Origin of the sequence: Steroidobacter agaridevorans (assembly GCF_009932555.1) — a bacterium.
Lineage (GTDB): Bacteria > Pseudomonadota > Gammaproteobacteria > Steroidobacterales > Steroidobacteraceae > Steroidobacter > Steroidobacter agaridevorans.
In genome coordinates this window covers 108969-128821 of the sequence record NZ_BLJO01000005.1, presented here as the reverse complement: position 1 = coordinate 128821, position 19853 = coordinate 108969, and the positions used below count along the sequence as shown (strand labels likewise).

General features: G+C 62.9%; 22 protein-coding genes and 1 riboswitch. Of the genes, 7 read left to right on the top strand and 15 right to left on the bottom strand.

The window, feature by feature from the left end:
• Positions 1-191: 191 nt before the first annotated feature.
• The 3 genes from GYH35_RS18645 (at position 192) to GYH35_RS18635 (ending at position 4007) form a co-directional block, all read left to right on the top strand.
• Positions 192-1370, top strand: coding sequence for a glycosyltransferase (locus tag GYH35_RS18645; protein ID WP_161813010.1), 1179 nt, complete (start codon positions 192-194; stop codon positions 1368-1370).
• 84 nt (positions 1371-1454) lie between these two features.
• Positions 1455-2303 carry a KPN_02809 family neutral zinc metallopeptidase gene (gene ypfJ / locus GYH35_RS18640; RefSeq protein ID WP_161813011.1) on the top strand — a complete coding sequence of 283 codons (849 nt, stop codon included), beginning with the start codon at positions 1455-1457 and terminating at the stop codon, positions 2301-2303.
• Between the two features lie 63 nt (positions 2304-2366).
• Complete coding sequence (locus tag GYH35_RS18635) at positions 2367-4007, top strand: hypothetical protein (protein WP_161813012.1); 1641 nt, start codon at positions 2367-2369, stop codon at positions 4005-4007.
• Here the strand turns inward: GYH35_RS18635 and GYH35_RS18630 are convergent.
• Positions 3985-4557, bottom strand: coding sequence for a cob(I)yrinic acid a,c-diamide adenosyltransferase (locus GYH35_RS18630; protein ID WP_161813013.1), 573 nt, complete (start codon positions 4555-4557; stop codon positions 3985-3987). The two genes, GYH35_RS18635 and GYH35_RS18630, sit on opposite strands and share 23 nt — an antisense overlap.
• A gap of 264 nt (positions 4558-4821) precedes the next feature.
• Here GYH35_RS18630 and GYH35_RS18625 point away from each other — a divergent pair, with 264 nt between their 5' ends.
• The 3 genes from GYH35_RS18625 (at position 4822) to GYH35_RS18615 (ending at position 6048) form a co-directional block, all read left to right on the top strand.
• On the top strand, positions 4822-5367 hold the full coding sequence (locus GYH35_RS18625; RefSeq protein WP_202624409.1) for a MarR family transcriptional regulator: 546 nt from the start codon (positions 4822-4824) through the stop codon (positions 5365-5367).
• Positions 5368-5485: 118 nt separating this feature from the next.
• Entirely contained in the window at positions 5486-5833 is a 348-nt protein-coding gene (locus GYH35_RS18620; protein ID WP_161813014.1) for a hypothetical protein, read from the top strand.
• Positions 5815-6048, top strand: a complete 234-nt coding sequence (locus GYH35_RS18615) for a hypothetical protein (protein ID WP_161813015.1) — start codon at positions 5815-5817, stop codon at positions 6046-6048. Before GYH35_RS18620 ends, GYH35_RS18615 begins: the two co-directional genes overlap by 19 nt.
• Here GYH35_RS18615 and GYH35_RS18610 read toward each other — a convergent pair.
• The 9 genes from GYH35_RS18610 to GYH35_RS18570 all read right to left on the bottom strand — a co-directional run bounded on the left by GYH35_RS18610 (position 6045) and on the right by GYH35_RS18570 (position 15540).
• A complete protein-coding gene (locus GYH35_RS18610) occupies positions 6045-7520 on the bottom strand; it encodes a cobyric acid synthase (protein WP_161829214.1) in 1476 nt (491 codons plus the stop codon). The genes GYH35_RS18615 and GYH35_RS18610 overlap by 4 nt on opposite strands.
• The gene (gene cbiB / locus GYH35_RS18605) at positions 7520-8464 is read right to left on the bottom strand and encodes an adenosylcobinamide-phosphate synthase CbiB (protein WP_161829213.1); all 945 of its coding nucleotides are present in this window, start codon (positions 8462-8464) and stop codon (positions 7520-7522) included. Before cbiB ends, GYH35_RS18610 begins: the two co-directional genes overlap by 1 nt.
• Positions 8465-8468: 4 nt before the next feature.
• Entirely contained in the window at positions 8469-9263 is a 795-nt protein-coding gene (locus tag GYH35_RS18600) for an ABC transporter ATP-binding protein (RefSeq protein WP_161829212.1), read from the bottom strand.
• Entirely contained in the window at positions 9260-10237 is a 978-nt protein-coding gene (locus GYH35_RS18595; protein WP_161829211.1) for a FecCD family ABC transporter permease, read from the bottom strand. Before GYH35_RS18595 ends, GYH35_RS18600 begins: the two co-directional genes overlap by 4 nt.
• Complete coding sequence (locus GYH35_RS18590; protein WP_202624408.1) at positions 10234-11100, bottom strand: ABC transporter substrate-binding protein; 867 nt, start codon at positions 11098-11100, stop codon at positions 10234-10236. Before GYH35_RS18590 ends, GYH35_RS18595 begins: the two co-directional genes overlap by 4 nt.
• Positions 11097-11726, bottom strand: a complete 630-nt coding sequence (gene cobO, locus GYH35_RS18585; RefSeq protein WP_161829210.1) for a cob(I)yrinic acid a,c-diamide adenosyltransferase — start codon at positions 11724-11726, stop codon at positions 11097-11099. Before cobO ends, GYH35_RS18590 begins: the two co-directional genes overlap by 4 nt.
• Positions 11723-12766 (bottom strand): threonine-phosphate decarboxylase CobD, encoded by a 1044-nt coding sequence (gene cobD / locus GYH35_RS18580; RefSeq protein WP_161829209.1) that lies wholly within the window; start codon positions 12764-12766, stop codon positions 11723-11725. Before cobD ends, cobO begins: the two co-directional genes overlap by 4 nt.
• A complete protein-coding gene (locus tag GYH35_RS18575; RefSeq protein ID WP_202624407.1) occupies positions 12766-14727 on the bottom strand; it encodes a TonB-dependent receptor plug domain-containing protein in 1962 nt (653 codons plus the stop codon). The genes cobD and GYH35_RS18575 overlap by 1 nt, the downstream gene beginning before the upstream one ends.
• A 118-nt stretch (positions 14728-14845) precedes the next feature.
• Positions 14846-15045, bottom strand: a riboswitch (cobalamin riboswitch).
• 21 nt (positions 15046-15066) lie between these two features.
• Positions 15067-15540, bottom strand: a complete 474-nt coding sequence (locus GYH35_RS18570) for a DoxX family protein (protein WP_161813022.1) — start codon at positions 15538-15540, stop codon at positions 15067-15069.
• Positions 15541-15982: 442 nt separating this feature from the next.
• On the opposite strand from GYH35_RS18570, the gene bufA2 reads away from it, so the two are divergent.
• The gene (gene bufA2, locus GYH35_RS18565; protein WP_161813023.1) at positions 15983-16234 is read left to right on the top strand and encodes a BufA2 family periplasmic bufferin-type metallophore; all 252 of its coding nucleotides are present in this window, start codon (positions 15983-15985) and stop codon (positions 16232-16234) included.
• A 57-nt stretch (positions 16235-16291) separates the two neighbouring features.
• Here bufA2 and GYH35_RS18560 read toward each other — a convergent pair whose 3' ends face one another.
• Genes GYH35_RS18560 through cobT form a run of 5 tightly spaced genes read right to left on the bottom strand, consistent with a single transcriptional unit; the run spans position 16292 to position 19841 of the window.
• On the bottom strand, positions 16292-16963 hold the full coding sequence (locus GYH35_RS18560) for a DUF3379 family protein (protein ID WP_161813024.1): 672 nt from the start codon (positions 16961-16963) through the stop codon (positions 16292-16294).
• Positions 16960-17478, bottom strand: coding sequence for a sigma-70 family RNA polymerase sigma factor (locus tag GYH35_RS18555; RefSeq protein ID WP_161813025.1), 519 nt, complete (start codon positions 17476-17478; stop codon positions 16960-16962). The genes GYH35_RS18560 and GYH35_RS18555 overlap by 4 nt, the downstream gene beginning before the upstream one ends.
• A 43-nt stretch (positions 17479-17521) precedes the next feature.
• The gene (locus tag GYH35_RS18550) at positions 17522-18055 is read right to left on the bottom strand and encodes a histidine phosphatase family protein (protein ID WP_161813026.1); all 534 of its coding nucleotides are present in this window, start codon (positions 18053-18055) and stop codon (positions 17522-17524) included.
• Positions 18040-18834 (bottom strand): adenosylcobinamide-GDP ribazoletransferase, encoded by a 795-nt coding sequence (locus GYH35_RS18545; RefSeq protein WP_161813027.1) that lies wholly within the window; start codon positions 18832-18834, stop codon positions 18040-18042. Before GYH35_RS18545 ends, GYH35_RS18550 begins: the two co-directional genes overlap by 16 nt.
• Positions 18831-19841, bottom strand: coding sequence for a nicotinate-nucleotide--dimethylbenzimidazole phosphoribosyltransferase (gene cobT / locus GYH35_RS18540; RefSeq protein WP_202624406.1), 1011 nt, complete (start codon positions 19839-19841; stop codon positions 18831-18833). Before cobT ends, GYH35_RS18545 begins: the two co-directional genes overlap by 4 nt.
• Positions 19842-19853: the final 12 nt, after the last annotated feature.

Here is a 19853-nt window from a genome sequence, read left to right as displayed (position 1 = left end):
AGGCTCCGCAGGAATGATTCCCCTGGCGTGAGATGGCCCTTCTGAAAAAGGCCAGTCTCCCGCAGGGAGAAAAAATTATTCCCCCTCCCATCGGGAGGGGCCAGGGGGTGGGTTCTCAGGTCCCCCTAGTTCATCAACCTGTCATGTAAACGCCATACGCTCCGCGCCCATCGCTAGTCACGAGTGCCGGCATGCGCATCTTGATGATCTCGGATGTTTATTTTCCGCGCATCAACGGCGTTTCCACCTCGATCCAGACATTCCGCCGGGGTCTGCACGCGGCCGGGCATGAAACGGTGCTGATCGCGCCGGAATATCCCCTCGAATATTCCGACGCGGGCCAGGAGCCCGTCATCCGGGTGCCGTCCCGTTATCTGCCGCGCGATCCCGAAGATCGCATCCTCAGGCAGAACGCTCTCCGCTCGCTGCGTCCGGAGCTCAAGCGCGGCGGCTTCGATCTCGTGCACATCCAGACGCCGTTCATCGCTCACTATTACGGTGTGAGCGTCGCCAGGGAGCTGGGCGTGCCGGTGATCGAGACCTATCACACCTACTTCGAAGAGTATCTGCATCACTACGTGCCGCTCATTCCTCGCTCGGTGATGCGCTTCGTCGCGCGTCGATTCACGGTATCGCAATGTTCCGCGCTCGATGCGCTCGTCGTGCCGTCGATGGCGATGCAGAAGGCATTGCAGGACTACGGTGTGCGTTGTCCGATGCACATCATTCCCACCGGCATGGAGATGGAACGTTTCGCGAGCGGCGATGGCCGCCGGTTTCGCGAGCGCGTCGGCATTGCCGCGGATCGGCCGACGCTGGTGCACGTCGGGCGCATCGCTCATGAAAAGAACATCGATTTCCTGTTGCGAATGTTTGTTCGCGTTGTGAAGCGCAAGCCGGAGACGATGCTGGTCGTGGCCGGCGAAGGGCCCGCCCTCGAGCACTGCAAGTCCTATGTCGAGTCGTTGAAACTTTCGGCGAACGTTCGGTTCGTCGGTTACCTGTCGCGCGAGCGCGAGCTGCCGGACTGCTACAACGCCGGCGATCTGTTCGTGTTCTCATCGAAGACCGAGACCCAGGGCCTGGTGCTGTTGGAGGCAATGGCCTGCGGCACGCCGGTTGTTTCCACCGCTTACATGGGTACTGCGGACATCGTGAAGCCCGAGCGCGGGGCGCGCGTCGCGCCGGATGACGAAGCAGGCTTCGCGAACCTGGTCGTCGAGTTGCTCAATGATCCAGAGCGGCGGCGGACGATGTCCACTGAAGCGCGCGCCTACGCCGCCACCTGGTCGGCCGGCGCGACGGCCGCTCGGATGGCCGAGCTGTATTCCTCCCTCATTACTGCCGACCCGAAGAAACTGGCGGCGTAAGCTCGACTTTCCTCCACGGCTGGAACACTTCGCGTCCCAGGCCGTATAACCTCTACCGACAAGAAATCTCGGCGGAGTGACGTCATGCGTTGGCGAGGTCGGCAAGGCAGCTCGAACATCGAAGATCGGCGTGGCGTCCGTTTCGGACGGGCCGGCGGCATTGGCATCGGCACCATCGTGCTGGCGCTGATCGCCATCTACTTCGGTCAGGACCCATCGGTCGTTCTGCAAGGCGTGCAGCCTTCGGCGCCCACGTCCCAGGAAGGTCCCTATGAGGAAACCCCCGAGGAAGCGCAGTCGCGCGAGTTCGTCAGCGTGGTGCTGGCGGATACGGAAGAAACATGGGGCCAGATCTTCAGCCAGGCTGGACGTACCTATGAGCAGCCGAAGCTGGTGTTGTTCTCGGGCGCGGTCGAGTCGGCTTGCGGATTCGCCGAGGCTGCGGTCGGGCCGTTCTACTGCCCCGGCGATCACAAGGTCTATATCGATCTGTCGTTCTATCAGGAGCTGCAAAACCGCTTCGGCGCACCGGGCGATTTCGCGCAGGCGTATGTGGTCGCGCATGAGATCGGACATCACGTCCAGACGCTGCTTGGCATTTCGGAGCGCAACATGGCGGCACGGCAGCAGGCCGGCGAGGCCGAAGCGAATGCTTTATCGGTGCGGCAGGAGCTGCAGGCCGATTGTTTCGCCGGCATCTGGGCGCACAACGCCGATCGTTCCCGTCAGCTGCTCGAGCAAGGCGATATCGAAGAAGGTTTGAATGCCGCCGCCGCGATCGGCGACGACCGCTTGCAGAAGCAGGCGCGCGGTTACATAGCGCCGGAGTCGTTTACACATGGCAGCTCGGAGCAGCGCGTGCGATGGTTCAAACGCGGCTACGAGACGGGCTCGGTGCAGGCTTGTGACACTTTCGGCACGAATCAGCTGTAAACAGTTGTAGTTCCTGTCAATAGCTATGATAACTTACGCTCCGCACACACCTGGGGAGGTACGGTGCGGGAGCAAACGCTCGCTGGTATCCAGTTCGCGGCAACGTCGAGTGCGGAGCAACCTATTGCGCGCGCCAACGCGCAACTGACCGCGTTCGTCGGTCGTACTCTTCGCGGTCCGTTGCATCAACCCATCGTCGTCCGCAGCTTCGCGGACTTTCAGCAGCACTTCGGCGGCCTGTGGCAGCCGAGCCCCCTTGCCTACGCAGTCGAGCATTTCTTCGAGCAGGGCGGTCGCCAGGCGGTGATCGTTCGGGTGGCGAATGGCGCGGCGCCGGTAACGCTCTCGTTGAAGTGCGGCCGGGAGACATTGCGGCTCGAAGCGCGAGCGCCCGGCACTCGTGAATTCCTGCGAGCGTCGATCGATTACGACCATATCGATAGCAACGACGAACAAACCTTCAACCTGGTCATTCAACGTGTGCGCTCGCCGGGCTCGGAACGGGTCGAAGAGCAGGAAACGTTCCGTGCCCTGTCGGTGGATCCGCAGTCGCCCCGGTTCGTCACTTCGGTGCTGTTGGAATCGGACCTGATGCGGGTGCGCGGCGCGGTGCCGCTGATCCGGCCCGATCGCACGCTCATGCCGGGCACCAATCTGCCGGTGGGCTATGTGAACTCCAATCCCGATGGTGATGACGGCAAGCCCATCACCGACTATGACGTGATCGGTTCGGCCGCCCGCGGCACGGGATTGTTTGCATTGGAAAGCGTCGACGATCTGGCGTTCCTGTACATCCCGCCGCTGGCGCGAGTCATCGATGTGGGAGTGAGCGCGTTGCTGGTCGCGACCCGCTTCTGCCGGGACAAGCGGGCGATGCTGATCGTCGATCCGCCGTCGTCGTGGGAAAGCGCTCCCGAGGCGATTCGTTCGCTCAAGGCGCTCGACTTTCGCAGTGACAACGCGCTGATGTTTTTTCCGCGGATCTCGGCGATGGACCGGCTGCGAGGACGCCTCGAGGTCTTTGGTAACGGCGGTGCGGTCGCCGGATTGCTGTCGCGCTCGGGTGAGGCGGTTGCGGCGGCGGTTTCAGACCGCGAGCCGGAGCCGATGCTCCGTTCCAGCGCCAAGCTGGCCAAAGAAGTGAACAACTCCGATCGCTGGCTGCTCGCGGCCATGGGCGTCAATGTGCTGCAGTCGGTGCGCAATCCCGATCGCGAATGGCCCGCCTTGCGGACCTTGGCTTGCGGGGCGAGTGCGTCGTCGGATTGGTCTTATCTGGCGCAGCGTCGTTTCGCGCTGTTTGTGATCAACGCCATCGAGCGCGGCACGCGCTGGTGTGCGGGCCTGCCCAATGCAGCGAGCACCTGGATGCGAGTGTCGCGGCAGATCTCTAATTTCTTGAGCGAGCTGCGAAGTGCGGGCGCCTTCGCTTCAGTGCCGGCGGATCAGGCGTTCCTGGTGATCTGTGACGAGCGCATCAATGACGAAGGCGACGGCATCCACATTCTGGTGCAGTTCACCGCGACCCATGCCGGCGCTTATCACAGCTTCATGCTGACGCATCGGCCCGGCGGTTCTACAGTGAAGCCGGTGATGGTCAATCGCTTCGAGGCCACCTTGGTCGTGTCGCGCGAGCTGGAGCAGGAAATCACGCTCCGGCTCACGCCCAAGGACGATTTCATCAGCGTGCTGGCTTTGAACTGACCGGCGTCGTTTTCTTCCACAGCACTTCCTGCCCGTTCTCGTGCCGCGCCAAGACGCGCGCGATCACGAAGAGCAGATCGGACAGGCGATTCAAATAACGCGTGACTTCCGGCGCGATGTCTTCCTGCTTCGACGCCGCCCACGAGCAGCGCTCCGCCCGCCTCGTGATAGCCCGCGCGAGATGGCAAGCAGCCGCCGCCGGCCCGCCGCCGGGCAGAATGAACTCCTTCAACGGCGGCAACGGCTCGTTGAACTTATCCAGCGTGTCTTCCAGTGCATCGATATGCGTCGCCGTGATCACCCGATACCCCGGCACCGCGAGCTCCCCGCCCAGATCGAACAACTCATGCTGAATCTGCGTCAGCGCCGCCGACACACCAGCCGGCAAGTTAGGCACAGCGAGGATCATCCCAATCGCACTGTTGGCCTCATCCACCGTCCCATACGCCTCGATCCGCGCATGCGTCTTCTCCACCCGCGACCCATCGCCCAACCCGGTCGTGCCGTCGTCGCCGGTGCGTGTGTAGATTTTTGAGAGGCGGTGGCCCATGGCAAATACTCGTCAGTGTGGTCGAAAGGCTAACCTTGCCCGGATCGGCCGGGATTGTCGACTCTTCTCTGCGCGCGCCTCGAAATCCATCAAAACTGACAATTTTTCGATATCTTATCTTTCAAGCATTTCTTTAAAAATCAGTAGGTTGAAATAATTTAAGCGGCAGGCATTCTTTATTCTTGAATTGAGAATATTGACTGCGATAACCAGGCTGATAGGGTGTTGGCCGAAGCCGGCATTCTCAATTCAAGAATCAAGAATATGGCGCGACGGAGCACTCAGCAGCTGGTGTTGAAACCGCAGGATTTGTACGTTCTGCTGGCTCTGCTCACCAGCGCCGAAAACGGTCCCACCTACGCGCGCCTCGCCGAGCGCACTGGCTTGGCGGCATCGGCAGTTCACGCGTCCTTGAAACGGGCCGTACTTGCGGGACTGGCGGTCATCCGTGAGGGGCGGCCGTCGATACTGAGGCCGCAGCTGAAGGAGTTCGTTCTGGGAGGTGCCAAGTACGCGTTCCCGGCGGTACTTGGTCGAGTCGGTCGCGGTGTTCCCACCGCTTATGCGGCTGAGCCATTGAAGAGCGTCATCACGCCTTCAACCGATCCGATTCCGGTTTGGGCTCATAGGAATGGAAAAGCCCGCGGCGTGAGCTTGGCGCCGCTCTATCCCACTATTCCAGAAGCCGCTCCGCGAGACGCGGATTTGTATGCCGTGCTTTCGCTATTCGATGCATATCGGTCCGGGCAAGCGCGCGAGCGAGCCGCGGCGCAGAAGCTGTTGGAGAAGTATTTCGGTGGCAGCGCGTGATCCCAACGTTGCAAAGTTACAGTTAGTCGCTCATGCGCTCGGGCCGTTGCGCAAAGAAGTTGTGTTCGTCGGAGGTTGCGCAGTCGGTTTGCTCATAACGGATGAAGCCGCTGCGCCTGTGCGCGCCACGCTGGACGTGGATCTCGTCGTTTCAGTCTCGGCGCTGTCTGCTTATCGCGGAATCGAAAGGGAGCTGTCCAAGCTCGGTTTCAAGCGAGACATGGCGACGGAAGCGCCTATCTGTCGCTGGCGCTATCGAGGGCTAGAAGTCGATGTGATGCCCTCCGATCCCGGTATTCTCGGCTTCGCCAATCGCTGGTACCCACTCGCTGTGAGCGGTGCGACTTCGTTCAAACTGCCGGACGGCGAAGATATTCGCTTGATCGCCGCACCAGTTTTCTGGCGACCAAGTTCGAGGCACATGCGGATCGCGGCGCCGGCGATCTCTTGGCAAGCCACGATTTAGAAGACATCGTCAATGTCATCGATGGCAGGCCGAGCTTGATCGAAGAGATCGCCGCGAGTCCCAATGACTTACGCAAGTATCTGGGAGAGCACTGTGGAGGTCTGTTAGCGACGCCGCTGTTTGCCGACTATCTGCCGGGACTGATTGCATCTGGGAATGATCAGGCGGATCGCGCTCAGCTGGTTTACGAGCGCATCCGGATAATCGCTGGTTAGATGGCGAGCCTCGCGATTCCCGCGAGCTTCGCGATATCCAACGCTTGTTCCAGTTGAGCAGCGATCGCATCGAGCGATTGCTCCACCCGACAAGCGTAATCCTCTTCATTCGACTCAGCGCCCAGGCGGGCGAGGAACGCGGAGCGGAAGGCGGGGGAGTGGAAGAGGCCGTGGAGGTGGCAGCCGAGGATGCGGGTGTCTGGGGAGAGGGCGCCGTCGGTGGTGCCGTTGTCGAAGCGGATGAACGGATGCGCAGTCGCTGGGCCGGTGGAGAGGCCGAGGTGCATTTCGTAGCCGCTCACGGCGGAGCCGGTGACCAGGTCCGTGCCGGTGATGGCGCGGAGTTGTTTGTTGCCGGTCATGGTGGTGGCGATGTCGAGCAGGCCGAGGCCGCGGGCGGAGGCTTGGGGGCCTTCGATGCGTTCCGGGTCGAGGACGACGTTGCCGAGCATTTGATAGCCGGCACAGATGCCGAGCACGCGGCCGCCGCGGCGGGCGTGGGCGAGCAGGTCGATGTCCCAGCCTTGGGAGCGGACGAATTCGAGATCGGCGATGGTGGCCTTGCTGCCGGGAAGGACGATCAGTGTCGCATCGAGCGGCAACGGCTGACCCGGGTGAATGAATAGCAGCTCCACCTGTGGCTCCGCGCGCAGCGGGTCGAAATCGTCGAAGTTCGCGATGTGCGGCAGGCGAGGGATAACGATGCGAATCCGATCTCGAGCAGCTACAGCAGGCGCGATGCCCGACTGATCCAACTGCATGGCATCTTCCGCAGGCAGCGCGCCGGCCTGATGCAACCACGGCACGACGCCGAGTCGAGACCATCCGGTGCGACTCTCGATCGTCCTGAGCCCATCATCGAACAAACTCGCATCGCCCCGAAACTTGTTGATGATGAAGCCCCGAATGCGAGCGCGATCGGCCTCGTCGAGCACAGCATGCGCGCCGACCAAAGAAGCGATCACATGTCCGCGGTCGATATCGCCTACCAGCACAACGGGCACATCGGCCGCATGTGCAAAGCCCATGTTCGCAATGTCATGCGTGCGCAGGTTCGTTTCCGCTGGGCTGCCCGCACCCTCGACGATCACCAACTCAGATTCTTGCTGCAACCGTCGGAAACTCTCGACCGCGATCTGCAACAGCTCCCGTTTGTCGCGTCCATGCGCACTGGCTTGCATGACGCCCTGGCGCCGGCCGCGGACGATCAGCTGCGAGCCCAGATCGCTTTGCGGCTTGAGCAACACCGGGTTCATATCGACAGTCGGCGGGGTCCGGCAGGCCAATGCCTGCAGCGCCGTCGAGCGCCCGATCTCGCCACCGTCGGGCGTGACGGCCGCGTTGTTCGACATGTTCTGCGGCTTGAACGGCCGCACCGTCAGCCCACGATCCGCAAACAGACGGCACAGCCCCGCGACGAGCAACGATTTGCCGACGTCCGATCCGCAGCCTTGGATCATGATCGCGGCCATCAGCCGTTCGCACCCATCGCGAATCCCGTCGCGACCGCAGTCAGCCACAGCAAACCGCAGGCGATCACGTAAATACGAAGTCCGCGCTTGAGGTCGTCAACCGTCGGCGACGAACCTGCGCCGAACACAGGCCGTTCATGCATGACGCCGTCGTAAGCCGTCGGTCCGCCGAGTCGAATGCGCAGCGCGCCGGCCATCGCGGCTTCGGGCCAACCGGCATTTGGCGATGCATGTTTCGGCGCGTCCCGCCACATCACTAACAATCCACCGCCGCCAGCGATGGCGAGCAACGCGCCAGCGAGGCGGGCGGGAATGAGATTCGCAACGTCGTCGGCACGCGCGGCCGCCCAACCAAACATCCGCCAGCGCGCCTCTCGATGGCCGATCAAGCTGTCGGCGGTATTCAGCGCTTTATAAGCAAACAAGCCGGGCAAGCCGCCGACGAACAACCAGAACGCTGGCGCGACGATACCGTCGTTGAAACTCTCCGCGAGACTTTCCAGCGCTGCCCCCGCCACACCGGATTCGCTCAGCGCCTCCGTATCACGGCCAACGATCTGCGCAACTTCGCGGCGTGCGGCAACCAAATCGCCACTGGCAAGCGGCTGAAGCACAGCACGAACGTGAGTAAATAAACTGTGCTGAGCGAGGCCAGTGCTCGCGACCAGGACAATCAAAGCCGAACCGAAAGAAACATGGCCGGCCAATGTCTGAACGACGTAACCGATCCCAGCAGCGCCGCCCGCTACCAACACGACAGTGACAACGCCCAGCGAGCGCCGCGCTCCATCGCCGAATTCCGGTCGGTTCCAGCGACGCTCCAGCGCATCGAGCGCGATCCCGATCCAAACCACCGGATGACGAATCGCGCGATAAAGGGCGAGCGGATAGCCGACGCAGGCTTCGACGATCAGCGCCGCGATGAGTAACCAGGGGTCGAACATGTCGCTAGCCCCGTGTCGCACGCCCGTGAATGGCAATCGTCGGCGGCGTGCCATTCATGCCTTCGAGCCACTGCGCGTCGATGTTATAAACATCGCGCAGGATCTGCGGCGTCAGGGCGTCCTGAGGTGAGCCGTCAGCAACGATGCGGCCGTCGTCGATGATGATGACGCGATCGGCGATTCTCGCCGCGAGCGTGAGATCGTGAATGGTCAGCACCACGCCGCCGCCTTGATCGGCCGCGGCTCGTAACAGTTCGGCCGCTTCGAACTGATGGGACGGATCGAGGCCGGTGAACGGCTCATCCGCCAGAATCCAATCCGATTCGCCCGCCAGCACACGAGCCAACAGCACGCGTGCGCGCTCACCGCCCGAGAGCGTCGTCACAGCGCGCTCGGCCCACTGGGCGACTTCGGTTTTAGCCATGGCGCGAGCGACGGCAGCGCGATCTTCCTCATCGCTGCTGACGCCTTGAAACGGAATGCGGCCGAGTCCGACCAGGGTCTGCACGTCGACCGCCCAGGCGATCTCGGGAGTCTGGGGCAGAAAGGCGATGCGACGTGCCCGTTGCATGGCGGCCAATGAATGCAGTGATGTTCCATCCAGCTCGACCGAGCCGCGCTCCGGCCGAAGCAGGCCGGCGATGCACGACAATAGCGTGGACTTGCCGGCCCCGTTCGGACCGAGCACCGCGGTGACTGCGCCCGACTGCAGTTGCAGATCGATGGCATCCAGCACGACGCGGCTGCCACGTCGAAACTGTAGTCCGTTGATCTTCAGGTTGCTAGCCGGCCGCGTCATGTGAGCTTGCGCCGCATGGAGTGCAGCAGCACGAAGAAGAACGGTGCGCCGATCAACGACATCACCACCCCGAGCTCGAGCTCCGAGCCGCCGGGCAGGAGTCGGACGGCAATGTCTGCCGCGAGCACCAGGGCCGCGCCGCCAATGGCGCTGGGAACTAACAATGCGCCCGGGCGCGAGCCGACCAGCGAGCGCATCAGGTGCGGCACGATCAGGCCGACGAATCCAATCACGCCCGTAACCGCAGTACTGCCACCGACGATCAGGCCGATGCCAAAGGCCAGCTGCCATTGCGCACGGTTCAAATCGATGCCGAGCGAGCGGGCGCCCGTCTCGCCGAGCGTCAGCGCGTCCAGGGAACGACGACAACCGAGCACCGCGATACATCCAATCACGATCAACGGCGCGGCGATGGTCAGCTCATCGAAGCTTCGATCCGTGAGCCCACCCAGCATCCAGCGTACGATCTCACCGGCTGCCCACGGGCTGGGTGATAACGACAGCACCAACGAAATGCCGGCGACGGCGAGCGCGCTCAGGATGATGCCGGACAAGACGAGCGTCAGCACGCTGGCCGCCATGCCGGACAAAACAAACAACGCAGCCATGGCCGTCATGCCGCCTGTCACGCCGCAGATGGGTAGTACCCACGGATGCAGTCCGGCGATGTTGAAGAAGATGCTGAGCACAGCGCCGAGTGCCGACATCGCCGATACGCCCAACGTTCCCGGCTCGGCGAGGGCATTTCGCAAATATCCCTGCATCGCTGCGCCTGCAAGGCCGAGCGATGCGCCGACCAATACACCCAGGATCGCGCGAGGCAGGCGCAGCTCGAGCAGAATCGCGCGGCTGACAGCATCCTGTGCCTTCCACATATCCCAAGTCAGCGTCACGCGGCCAACGGCGATCGACAGGATCGCGAGCACGACCACGAGCGCCAAAAGCGAAGGTACGGCCCACCGACGCGAAGTCACAGCCTGACCCTCGTACGCCGCACGGCCCACGCTTGCTCACGAGCATGCACAAGCGCAGCCGCCGCAGGGACCATCGTCGGTCCGGCGCAGTACAGGAGCCGCGCTGGAAACACGGCTTGTGTCATTTGAGAATCCAAAGCGTGCAATGCGCGATGGCGCACAATCTTTTCTGCCTGCAGCGGTGCGCCGGGCGAAGTCTCGCCCACCAGCAACACATCCGGCGGCGCTGAAACCAGCACTTCCAAAGGCAGCGGACGATACTGCTCGACGCCATAGCGCGCGGCGATGTTTCTAAGGCCGGTGAGCTCCATCAATTCACCGACGACGGTATCCGCGCCAGCAGACAAGCCGCCGGGCTGATATATGGCGGCGGTCAACGGTGGCTCTTCAGGAGGCAGGCGAGCAGCGTCCAGCGCGGCCTGAATGCGCGCAACCATCGCTTCGCCCTCACGCTCCGCGCCCAGCAGATGCGCGACCTGTCTCACCTGCGCCAGGCTCTCTTCGATGCTGGCCGGAACATCGAACAACTCGAATCGAATGCCGACCCGCTTCAGCGCATTGCGAGTGGCAATCGCCGAGTGGCGGCTGGTGAGCACCAGGTCCGGCCGGAGCGCGACGACTTCCTCGGCGGTTTCATAAGTGATCGGCAGGTGTCGGGCCGCGTCTGAAATCGTTGAACGCTGCGGATCGCGCGCGTAGTGGCTGAGTGCCGCAATCCGATCGTGCGAGACCAGTTCGACGACGATGCTGTCGACGCACATGTTCAACGAAACGATGCGCATCGGGTGAGGCGCCGGTTCCCCCGCCTGTGCGCCCGGCGCGAGCCATAGAGCGGCCAGCAGCGGTGCGAGCCAGGGTTTCAAAATTCCACTCCACGCTGCGGTTTGAAACCGGCCTCGTACGGATGTTTGATCAGCGTCATCTCGGTGACCAGATCGGCGATCTCGGTCAGCTGGGGGCGCGCGTCGCGCCCAGTGATGCAGATATGCTTGTCGCGCGGACGATTCTTCAGGAACGCAACCACTTCATCGATGCTGACGTAATCGTTGCGAATGGCGATGTTCAGCTCATCGAGCAGCACGAAGTCATACTCGGGATCGACGATCAGCTCGCAGCCGCGTTGCCACGCCTTCTGGGCGGCGGCGATGTCGCGCTGGCGGTCCTGCACGTCCCAGGTGAAGCCTTCGCCCATCACTTCGAACGTCACCAGTTCGGGAAAGCGGCGGAAGAAATGTTTCTCGCCGGTCTGCCACTTGCCCTTGATGAACTGCACGATGCCGATGCGCATGTCCCAACCGAGCGCGCGGGCCACCATGCCAAAGGCGCTGGAGGATTTGCCCTTGCCAGGGCCGGTGAGGATCATCAGCAGGCCGCCGCGTTCCTTCTTGGTTGCGCGCTCGGCGCGACGCTCCGCCTGGCGCAGCCTCATTTCTTCGGCGTGCAGACGGTCCTTCTCGGCTTCGGAAAGGCCGTCGGTCGGTGTGCTCATGGTTGCACCTTCAGCGCGTCCGCAAGACGGCGCCAGTCTTTTGCACCGAGCGGCAGACCGAAACGTAACAGCGTGCTGTCGTAGTCGAACGGCCGGGCGAGGAGGCCGTGTGAGATGAGTTGCGTGAATCTTGCGCGCGCGTTCGAAGCACGAGCCAGCCGATAAAGCGAGGTGCCCCCGACGATGGTCATGCCGGCGTCGACGAGCAGCTTGTCGAGACGCTGCGCGGCGCGATGCAAGCGAAGCCGCGTTTTCGCCGCCCAGGCCTCGTCTGCGTAGGCGGCGAGTCCCGCGCGCAACGCATCCACAGACACGGGCCAGTCGCCGAGCATGTGACGCAGTTGAGTGGCAATGACGGGGGAGGCAACGACGAATCCCAAACGCACGCCGGCCAATCCATAGAACTTCCCAAACGAGCGCAACACGATCATGCGCGCCGCGCGGTCCGTGCCGGCCAGGCCGGCGACGCAGTGAGTGGGCTCGAGATCGCCGAACGCTTCGTCGACGATCAGCGCGCCACCGTTTGCTTGCAAAGAATCATGCAGCGTTTGTAGTTGCTCGCGGCTCAGCACGCGTCCGTCCGGATTGTTTGGATTGACGACAGTCATGGCAGCGCCGGCAGCGCTGGCTCGGGCCGCCAGCTCCGAGTCGGCGACCATATTCGTATCTACACCTGCTCGCATCCATGCATCAGCATGCGACCCATACGTCGGCCCCGCAACGACAGCCGAACCGGTCCTCAACAAATACGGCAGCAATCGAAGCGCGCTCTCCGTCCCGCCAGTCGCGACGACGCGCGCAGGATCGTCTACACCAAAGGCCGCGGCTGCCACCGCTTCGAGCTTCGCGAGCTCGCTCGGCTCCGGCAATCGATTGCGCTCGCGAGCCGAAGCTCGCGGCGCTGAATATGACGAAGGATTGATGCCCGTAGACAGGTCGATCCACGGCTGAGGCACATCGGGAAACAGCGAGCGCGCGACACACAGCCGGCCACCGTGATGTGCGAAACGACCGGCTGCAATGTCGGCGCCACTGTCCATCAGAAGCTCTGCCGCAGGCCGGCGTAGAACGTGCGACCGAGCGTGCCGTAGTTCTTCACGGTCTCGTACTCTTCATCGAACGCATTCTCGATGCGACCGTAGACTTCCAACGAATCGCTCACCGCAAGCGATGCGCGGAAGTCGACCAGCGTGTAACCATCCAGCACGGCGGCATTCGAGATCGTGTCGAAGCTGCGGCTCGCATGCTGGACGGCAACCGTCGTCGTCAGACCGACCGGCCACTCATAGCTCACTTGCGCATTGGTCGTTTCATCCGGCCGACGCGGCAGCGAATGGCCGAAGTTCGCGGTGCCGCGCGCCGTGTTCTCCGCATCCATGTTCGTGTAGTTCACGGTGAGCGAGAGCTGTTCGGTCAAGTGCGCGGCCATCGCCAGTTCGACGCCGTGGGCATTCGTTTGCTGGAAGTTGTCGTAGTAACCGTCGGGCCGCGCCAGGCAATCCGGCGAGGTCTCGCCCCAGCAGGAGACGAAGTCGATCATGTTGGTCGTGTCGCGGTCGAAGTAGGTCGCGGACACCACCAGCTGCTTGTCGAAGAAGTGCTGCTCGATGCCGGCATCCCAGCTCTCGGCCTCTTCGGCGTCGAGATTCAGATTGCCGTACAGGCTGTACAGCTGATACAGCGTCGGCGCCTTGAATCCTTCGCCATAACTGGCGCGCAGGATCGTCGACGGCGTGACCGACCATGCAGCCGACGCACGGGTCGTCGTGTGCCCGCCGAAGGTATCGTGATCGTCATAGCGAACGCCGGCCGTCAACGACAACGCATCGATCGGCGTTACGTTGACTTGCGCGTAGGCGCTGTCGATCTGCACCTCGCCGGTCAGCGGCGCGGGATCTGGATCGAACGTGGTGGGCGATGCCGAACTCAGCTCGGAGCGTTCCGACTCCAGGCCGACGATGGTGCTCACGCGCTCCGTGATACGCAGCGTGCCCTGATATTCCCAACGCTCGTTGCGACCGTCCGCATCGAAAGTGGTCGGCACCGTCGACGAAGGATCGGTGTCCTTGCGGTCGGTATCGGTGTACGCGAAGCCGATGCGATTCTCGAAACGTCCGTCGAACACATCGAATTTCACACCGGCGTAGGTGGTCAATTCTTCGGTCGTGCCGTACTCGGGCGTGTCTGCCAGATTGAAACCCACAAAGCCGTCGTAGTCCGAGCGGCCGTCGCTCCAGGTCGAGCGGATTTCGGCGGAGACGTTGTCAGTGATGTGCAGAATGCCGCGCGCCGTGAAGCCAACATTTCGATAGCCGTCAGGCTCGCGACCGCCCAGGTCGCGCGAATAGGCGGAGATGCCGTCGCTGGTCAAATAATTGCCGCTGACGCGCCAGGCGAAACGGTCGCCGCCGGCCTGCGCGTGAGCGCGCATGATCGCGGTTTCGTGAGTGCCACCCTCGGCGGAGACAGATGCGGACAGCGGGCCTTCGGGCACCGGCGTCACGATGTTTACTACGCCGCCGATCGCCTGACTGCCCCACAGCGTGGACTGCGGGCCGCGCAACACTTCGATCTGCGCAAAGTCGGTGGTGATGAGATCCGCGAAGTTGAATTCGCCGCTGGCCGAGGACGGATCGTTGAGCTTGACGCCGTCGATGAGCACCATCGTCTGATGGCTCTCGGCGCCACGAATTCGAATCGTCGTGGTGCCGCCGAAGCCGCCATTGCGCGCGACCGTCACGCCCGGTGTCAGCGCGAGCAGATCGGACACGGCGGTTTTCTGGCTGAGACGCTGTTCTTTCGCGGTAATTACAGTGACCGAGTCGCCGACGCGCGATGTTTCCTGCGCGATGCGATTGGCGGTGACGATGACATCTTCGACGCCATCCTGCATATCGGCCGCCATCGCGGACCACGCGGGATGCAGCAGCAAGGCGACGGACAGGGTGAGAAGGCGAGACGAGGCCCGGGGGGTGGGGCCGGAAACGGGATGGGTAGACACTGAGAGCTCCGCTGTAAGTTACAAACCGCACGGGCTGCAACTCACAAACGCGTCGCGACCCATGCACCGGTCGCCTCTACAGGGAAATTCCCGTTCTCTCGGCACACCCCGGCCGATCGATGGACGACGGCGGCAAGCAGGTCTCCTGGCTGATGGCTGAAGTCCTCGCGTCACCTTCCCGGCGGACCCATTCCTGGGGTGACGCCAGTGGTTTTTTGACGCGCGGCGAACCACTTACAGTTGCGGGGGCAGCCCGGGCTTCACACCCGAGTTCCCTTTGAATCCCCTTGACGGGGAACTTGTCGCGCGGCGCGAGGATGAGGTCCGCGCCGGTCTTCGTCAAGTGTCGGAAGAATTCTTGCGTCGCCGGCGCAGTTGGTGGTCCAGCGACCAGGCGCCCGGCCCATAGACCGTCAGGACCAGCAAAATATAACCCCACAGATAATGCTGGCCGATGGCGGCCGCGAAGCCTTCCTGGAACAGCACGTGCGCATATGAAATCACCGCCAGCGCATTGACGGCCTGCAGGCCGAGCGCGCTGATCCTGCCGAACAGGCCGAGCATCAACAGCGTTGGAAACACCAGCTCGCCGGCCGTACCCGCGATGGCCGCGAGTTGAGGGGACAGCAGCGGCACCCGATATTCGTACTCGAACAGCGCCACGGTCTGCTCCCAGTCCGACAGCTTGAGGTAGCCGCTCTTGAGGAACACCCAGCTCACATAAACCCGGGAAGCCAGCGCGAACGGAGCCTGCAGGTGGTCGAGCAGCCGGGCCAGCGGACTCTTCGGGTCCATCAGGGTATCGCTCAACATGTTCTCACTCCCGATTGTGGTTGTTGGCTAGCTTTCCGTCGGCTGCGAGCCGACCCACGATCCATGAAACTCAATACGAGCCACCCCAGGCACAGGGGCTCGGCGGTGCCTTTCGGCGAAGCACTGCTTCGCTCCGCCGAGCGGGTGTACACGGATGTACACCCAGGGCTTGCGCGGAGCAGGACAGCACAGCGCAATGTGCCCGCCGCCGCAGGCGGCGAGCGCAGGGGGAAAAGTCGCGCCTTTTCCTCTCTGCGCCACAGCGCGAGTGGCAGGATGCCCGAGTCGCTGTGCTAACCAGACCGGTCTCAGCGCTCGCTTATTACTCGATTTGCATGTAATGGGATGGCGGCGGGTCCGGTCTTGTGGGCAAGATGCTGTTCGCGGCATCGATGACGATCCGTTTCACACCCGCTCGAGAAATCAGATCAGGAGAGAATTCATGAGCACACAGAAAGCCACTCGCGCCGCCATGGCCGCCGCCGCGGCATTGCTGTTTTCCACTGTCGCCACCACCGCGAACGCGGCGGACGAAGCCAAGGTGAAATGCGAAGGCGCCAACGCGTGCAAGGGCCAGTCCGCTTGCAGCACGGCCACCAATGCCTGCGCGGGCCAGAACAAGTGCAAGGGCACCGGCTACGTGATGCTGACCAAGGCCGAGTGCGACGCGGCCAAGGCGAAAGTGAAGAAGTAATTGCGTTCTGCAATCGACTCGCACAGCGGCGCGCAAGCGCCGCTGTGCATTTCAGGCTCAGTATTCCAGCGCGCTCAATAGCGTTCTCGCGACCGCATCTACCGGCACGTTCTGCCCGAGCACGACGATCACGCCGCGCGGCGCCGGAATGATCTCGCCCTGGAAGCCTTGCTCGTCGATATGTTCGCGCCCCTGAGTCGGCGCATCTGTCACAACGAGCGCGGTGACGGGTCCTTGTTCCGTTTGCACTACGAGATGCGGAACGCGTTGGCCACGGAACGGACAACTCTGCGCGTACGACACTTTCGCCGCGCCCGGTTTCAAACGTAAGCGCGATGCTGCGAGAACCGCTTCCAGCTCCTGGTCATCTACAGTTTCCGAAGTACGCACGAGCGAGAATTGCTCATGCTTTACGTGGTTGATCGCTTCCGCTGCAAAGCTCTCTCTCGGTGTCAGCAGCCACAGGGACATGGCGCCTACGAGCACGGCAATGAGCACGCTCGCGGCCATGCGCCACACACGAGACGGATTTTGTGTTTGCTTCGGTGGCGAAGCGATCGTCTCGGTCGGCGCTTCGACGGCCAGCGCGCGATAGATCAGCCGATCCATCGCCTGCAGTTCCTGGCGATAGCGCGCGCACTCAGGGCAGCTTTCGATGTGCGCAAGGACTTCGGGGTTGGTCGAGTTGGGCTCGGCGCCGACGAGCGTGCGCAGTTCTTCGCAGTTCATGACCGCGAGCCCTCCGCGCCCAGAAGCTGCTGACGCAGAACCTGTCGCGCACGAAACAGACGCGTCAACACGGCAGCGACACTGATGTCCAGGTGCCGGGCGATCTCCTCGGTGGAATAGCCCAGCAGCACCTGGAGCACCAGCGGCTCGCGGTGGGTCACGTCCAGTTTCAGAATCGCGCGTCGCATGTCCTCGACTTCATGCTGATCGTTGACGGCCAGCGAGTCGGGCTCGGCTTCGTTGGCGACATCGATGTCCACGATGGGCAGCCTCTTGCGCTCGAACACTCTCGCCAGCTCGCGTCGTGCAATCGTCAGCAGCCAAGGTCGCGCGGACTTCTCGTCGCCGAGCGAGTCCAGCGACCGCCACGCTCGCAGCAGCGTCTCTTGCACCACATCCTCCGCCAACGCCCGGTCTCGGCAAAGCCAGTACACGAACCGAAACACATCGGCCCGAAACGGCATGCACAGCGCCTCGAAGCGCCCGCGCTCACGAGCACTATCGGCAGCGTTCATGGGAAGTAGACCGGGAACAGCGGGGTTTTATTGCAGGGCGGATTCAGACCGGCTCGAAGCGCGCGTGCTCGCCCCAGTTCAGGGTCCAGGACCAGCGATCCTCGACGGGTCGGCCCAGGATCAAACAGCGCAACACCCGCAACGACCCGCCGTGCGCGACGACTGCGCAACGGGAGGCCGGCGTCGAAGAAGCTGTGCGATACCAGGTGGCGACTCGGGTCCATAAGGCCTGTTCTGTTTCTCCGCCGGGCGGCGCGAGGTTCCAGGTGTCCGCCGCCCATGGGTCGCTATGTTCTCTCGGAATCTGCGCCCACGGCAATTGCTCCCATTCGCCGAAGTTCAATTCCTGCAGCTCGGGCGCGAGCACCAAGGGGCTCCGGTCTCTTTGTGCTAACGCGGAGGCAAGGCGCAGGCAGCGCTGCGCCGGGCTCGAATAGACCCGATCGAACTTGGGCAAGGGCGCCAATGCGACCTGAATGTCGCGCTCCGCAGACGCCGCCAGCGCCACATCGGTCTGGCCATAGCACACGCCTTTCACCACCGCGGGCGCGGTGTGGCGAATCAGAAAGAATTCCACGACGCGAGTACGCCCAGATAAAACGCGATCTCGGTGAGCTGCTGGGTGGCGCCCAGGGTGTCGCCGGTGAAGCCGCCGAGTCTTCGCATGAACCAGCGTGCGAGCACATACAACACGATCAGCGAGCAAACAAATCCCGCGATCGCGTAAGTGCCGCACCAGTACAGCGGCGCGATGCCAATTACGAGCGCGAAGATCAGCTCGCCGCGGCCCATGGGCTGCGCAACCGCTCGCGATCGTGACAGCTCGGGATTGCTGACGAGGGTGCCGGCAAAGATCAGCGTTACCGCGCACGCGCGAGAGAATGCATGACCGGCGATCAACACGACGATCGCGAACGTTACGGGCAATTCGCTCAACGCTTCGATCTTGATCAGTAACGTCAGCACCAGTGCAGCCGTGCCGAACGTACCGAGGCGCGAGTCCTTCATGATTTCCAGTGCGCGCTCGCGTGTCGCGCCACCGCCCAATCCATCGAACGTGTCTGCGAGACCGTCCTCGTGGAATGCGCCGGTCATGAACACGGTGAATGCTGTGCTCAAGATGACCGGCAACGGTCCGGCCAGAACCAGACTGGTTGCCCACAACACCAGTGCTCCGACAGCGCCGATCAGCGCGCCGACCGCCGGAAAGTAACGTGGCGTGCTGCCCAAGTTCTCCGCCGAGTGGCCAACCCAGGCTGGCATGGGTACGCGCGTGAAATACTGAACCGCCATGAGCAGCAGCCGCAGCTCAGCGAGCAGGCGAGAAGGGCGAGCGGTGCGAGCTTCGCTACTCATGAAGCCTTGTCGTCCACTCCTGCGGATTCGAAGCTGGCCATCTCGGTCATCAAGCGGGCTGCGGCGTCGATGATGGGCCACGCCATGGCCGCGCCCGTCCCTTCGCCGAGTCGCATGCCCAGGTCGAGCAGCGGCTTCACGTCGAGATGAGCTAACAAGTTTCGATGTGCATGTTCCGCCGAGCAATGGCTGAAGATGCACCGGGTCCGAACTCGGGGATCGATCTCGATGGCGAGCAACGCAGCGACCGATACAGCGAAGCCGTCGATCACGGCGATGCATTTCGCGTCGGCGGTTGCGAGCAAGGCGCCAGTGATCATCGCCAACTCGAACCCGCCGTATTCGGCGATCGTTTCGAGCGGCGAGAGCTTTTCGGGACGACGCGCCGACGCGGCCGCCAGGCGTTCGCGCTTGCGGGCCAAACCGACATCGTCGAGGCCCGTGCCGCGACCGACGCAATCTTCCAAGGACCAACCCGTTCGCCGATGCAGCAGCATCGAGGCGCAAGCGGTGTTGCCGATGCCCATCTCGCCAAACAGCAACGCGTTCGATCCTGCGCTCAAAGCTTCTTGCGCCAGCGCGCGACCGGTGTCGAGCGCCTGCGTGCATTGAGCTTGTGTCATCGCCGGCTCGACTCGAAAGTTACGGGTGCCTCGGGCAATGGCGCGAGCAACGAGTGACGGATGTTCTCCAGTGTCGCTGGCGACGCCGGCGTCGACGACGCGCAAAGAAATGCCATGCTGACGCGCCAGCACATTGATGGCCGCGCCGCCGTGCAAGTAGTTGAGCAACATTTGCGAGGTCACGGACTGTGGGTAAGCGCTGACACCATCGGTGGCGATGCCATGGTCGCCTGCAAATACAAACATTTGCGGGGCGCGGAACACCGGCGTTTCGGTATCGAGCGCCAGGCCGATGCGGACCGCCAGGGTTTCCAGTGCGCCGAGCGACCCTTGCGGCTTGGTGCGCGTATCGAGTCGGCGTTGCAAGGTGGCGTTGGTTATCATGGGCAGCATCTG

Coding starts and splice junctions, on each gene's coding strand:
- GYH35_RS18645 (WP_161813010.1), top strand. CDS start 192: ATGCGCATCTTGATGATCTCGGATGTTTATTTTCCGCGCATCAACGGC.
- ypfJ (WP_161813011.1), top strand. CDS start 1,455: ATGCGTTGGCGAGGTCGGCAAGGCAGCTCGAACATCGAAGATCGGCGT.
- GYH35_RS18630 (WP_161813013.1), bottom strand. CDS start 4,557: ATGGGCCACCGCCTCTCAAAAATCTACACACGCACCGGCGACGACGGC.
- GYH35_RS18625 (WP_202624409.1), top strand. CDS start 4,822: ATGGCGCGACGGAGCACTCAGCAGCTGGTGTTGAAACCGCAGGATTTG.
- GYH35_RS18610 (WP_161829214.1), bottom strand. CDS start 7,520: ATGGCCGCGATCATGATCCAAGGCTGCGGATCGGACGTCGGCAAATCG.
- cbiB (WP_161829213.1), bottom strand. CDS start 8,464: ATGTTCGACCCCTGGTTACTCATCGCGGCGCTGATCGTCGAAGCCTGC.
- GYH35_RS18600 (WP_161829212.1), bottom strand. CDS start 9,263: ATGACGCGGCCGGCTAGCAACCTGAAGATCAACGGACTACAGTTTCGA.
- cobO (WP_161829210.1), bottom strand. CDS start 11,726: ATGAGCACACCGACCGACGGCCTTTCCGAAGCCGAGAAGGACCGTCTG.
- cobD (WP_161829209.1), bottom strand. CDS start 12,766: ATGGACAGTGGCGCCGACATTGCAGCCGGTCGTTTCGCACATCACGGT.
- GYH35_RS18570 (WP_161813022.1), bottom strand. CDS start 15,540: ATGTTGAGCGATACCCTGATGGACCCGAAGAGTCCGCTGGCCCGGCTG.
- bufA2 (WP_161813023.1), top strand. CDS start 15,983: ATGAGCACACAGAAAGCCACTCGCGCCGCCATGGCCGCCGCCGCGGCA.
- GYH35_RS18560 (WP_161813024.1), bottom strand. CDS start 16,963: ATGAACTGCGAAGAACTGCGCACGCTCGTCGGCGCCGAGCCCAACTCG.
- GYH35_RS18555 (WP_161813025.1), bottom strand. CDS start 17,478: ATGAACGCTGCCGATAGTGCTCGTGAGCGCGGGCGCTTCGAGGCGCTG.
- GYH35_RS18545 (WP_161813027.1), bottom strand. CDS start 18,834: ATGAGTAGCGAAGCTCGCACCGCTCGCCCTTCTCGCCTGCTCGCTGAG.
- cobT (WP_202624406.1), bottom strand. CDS start 19,841: ATGATAACCAACGCCACCTTGCAACGCCGACTCGATACGCGCACCAAG.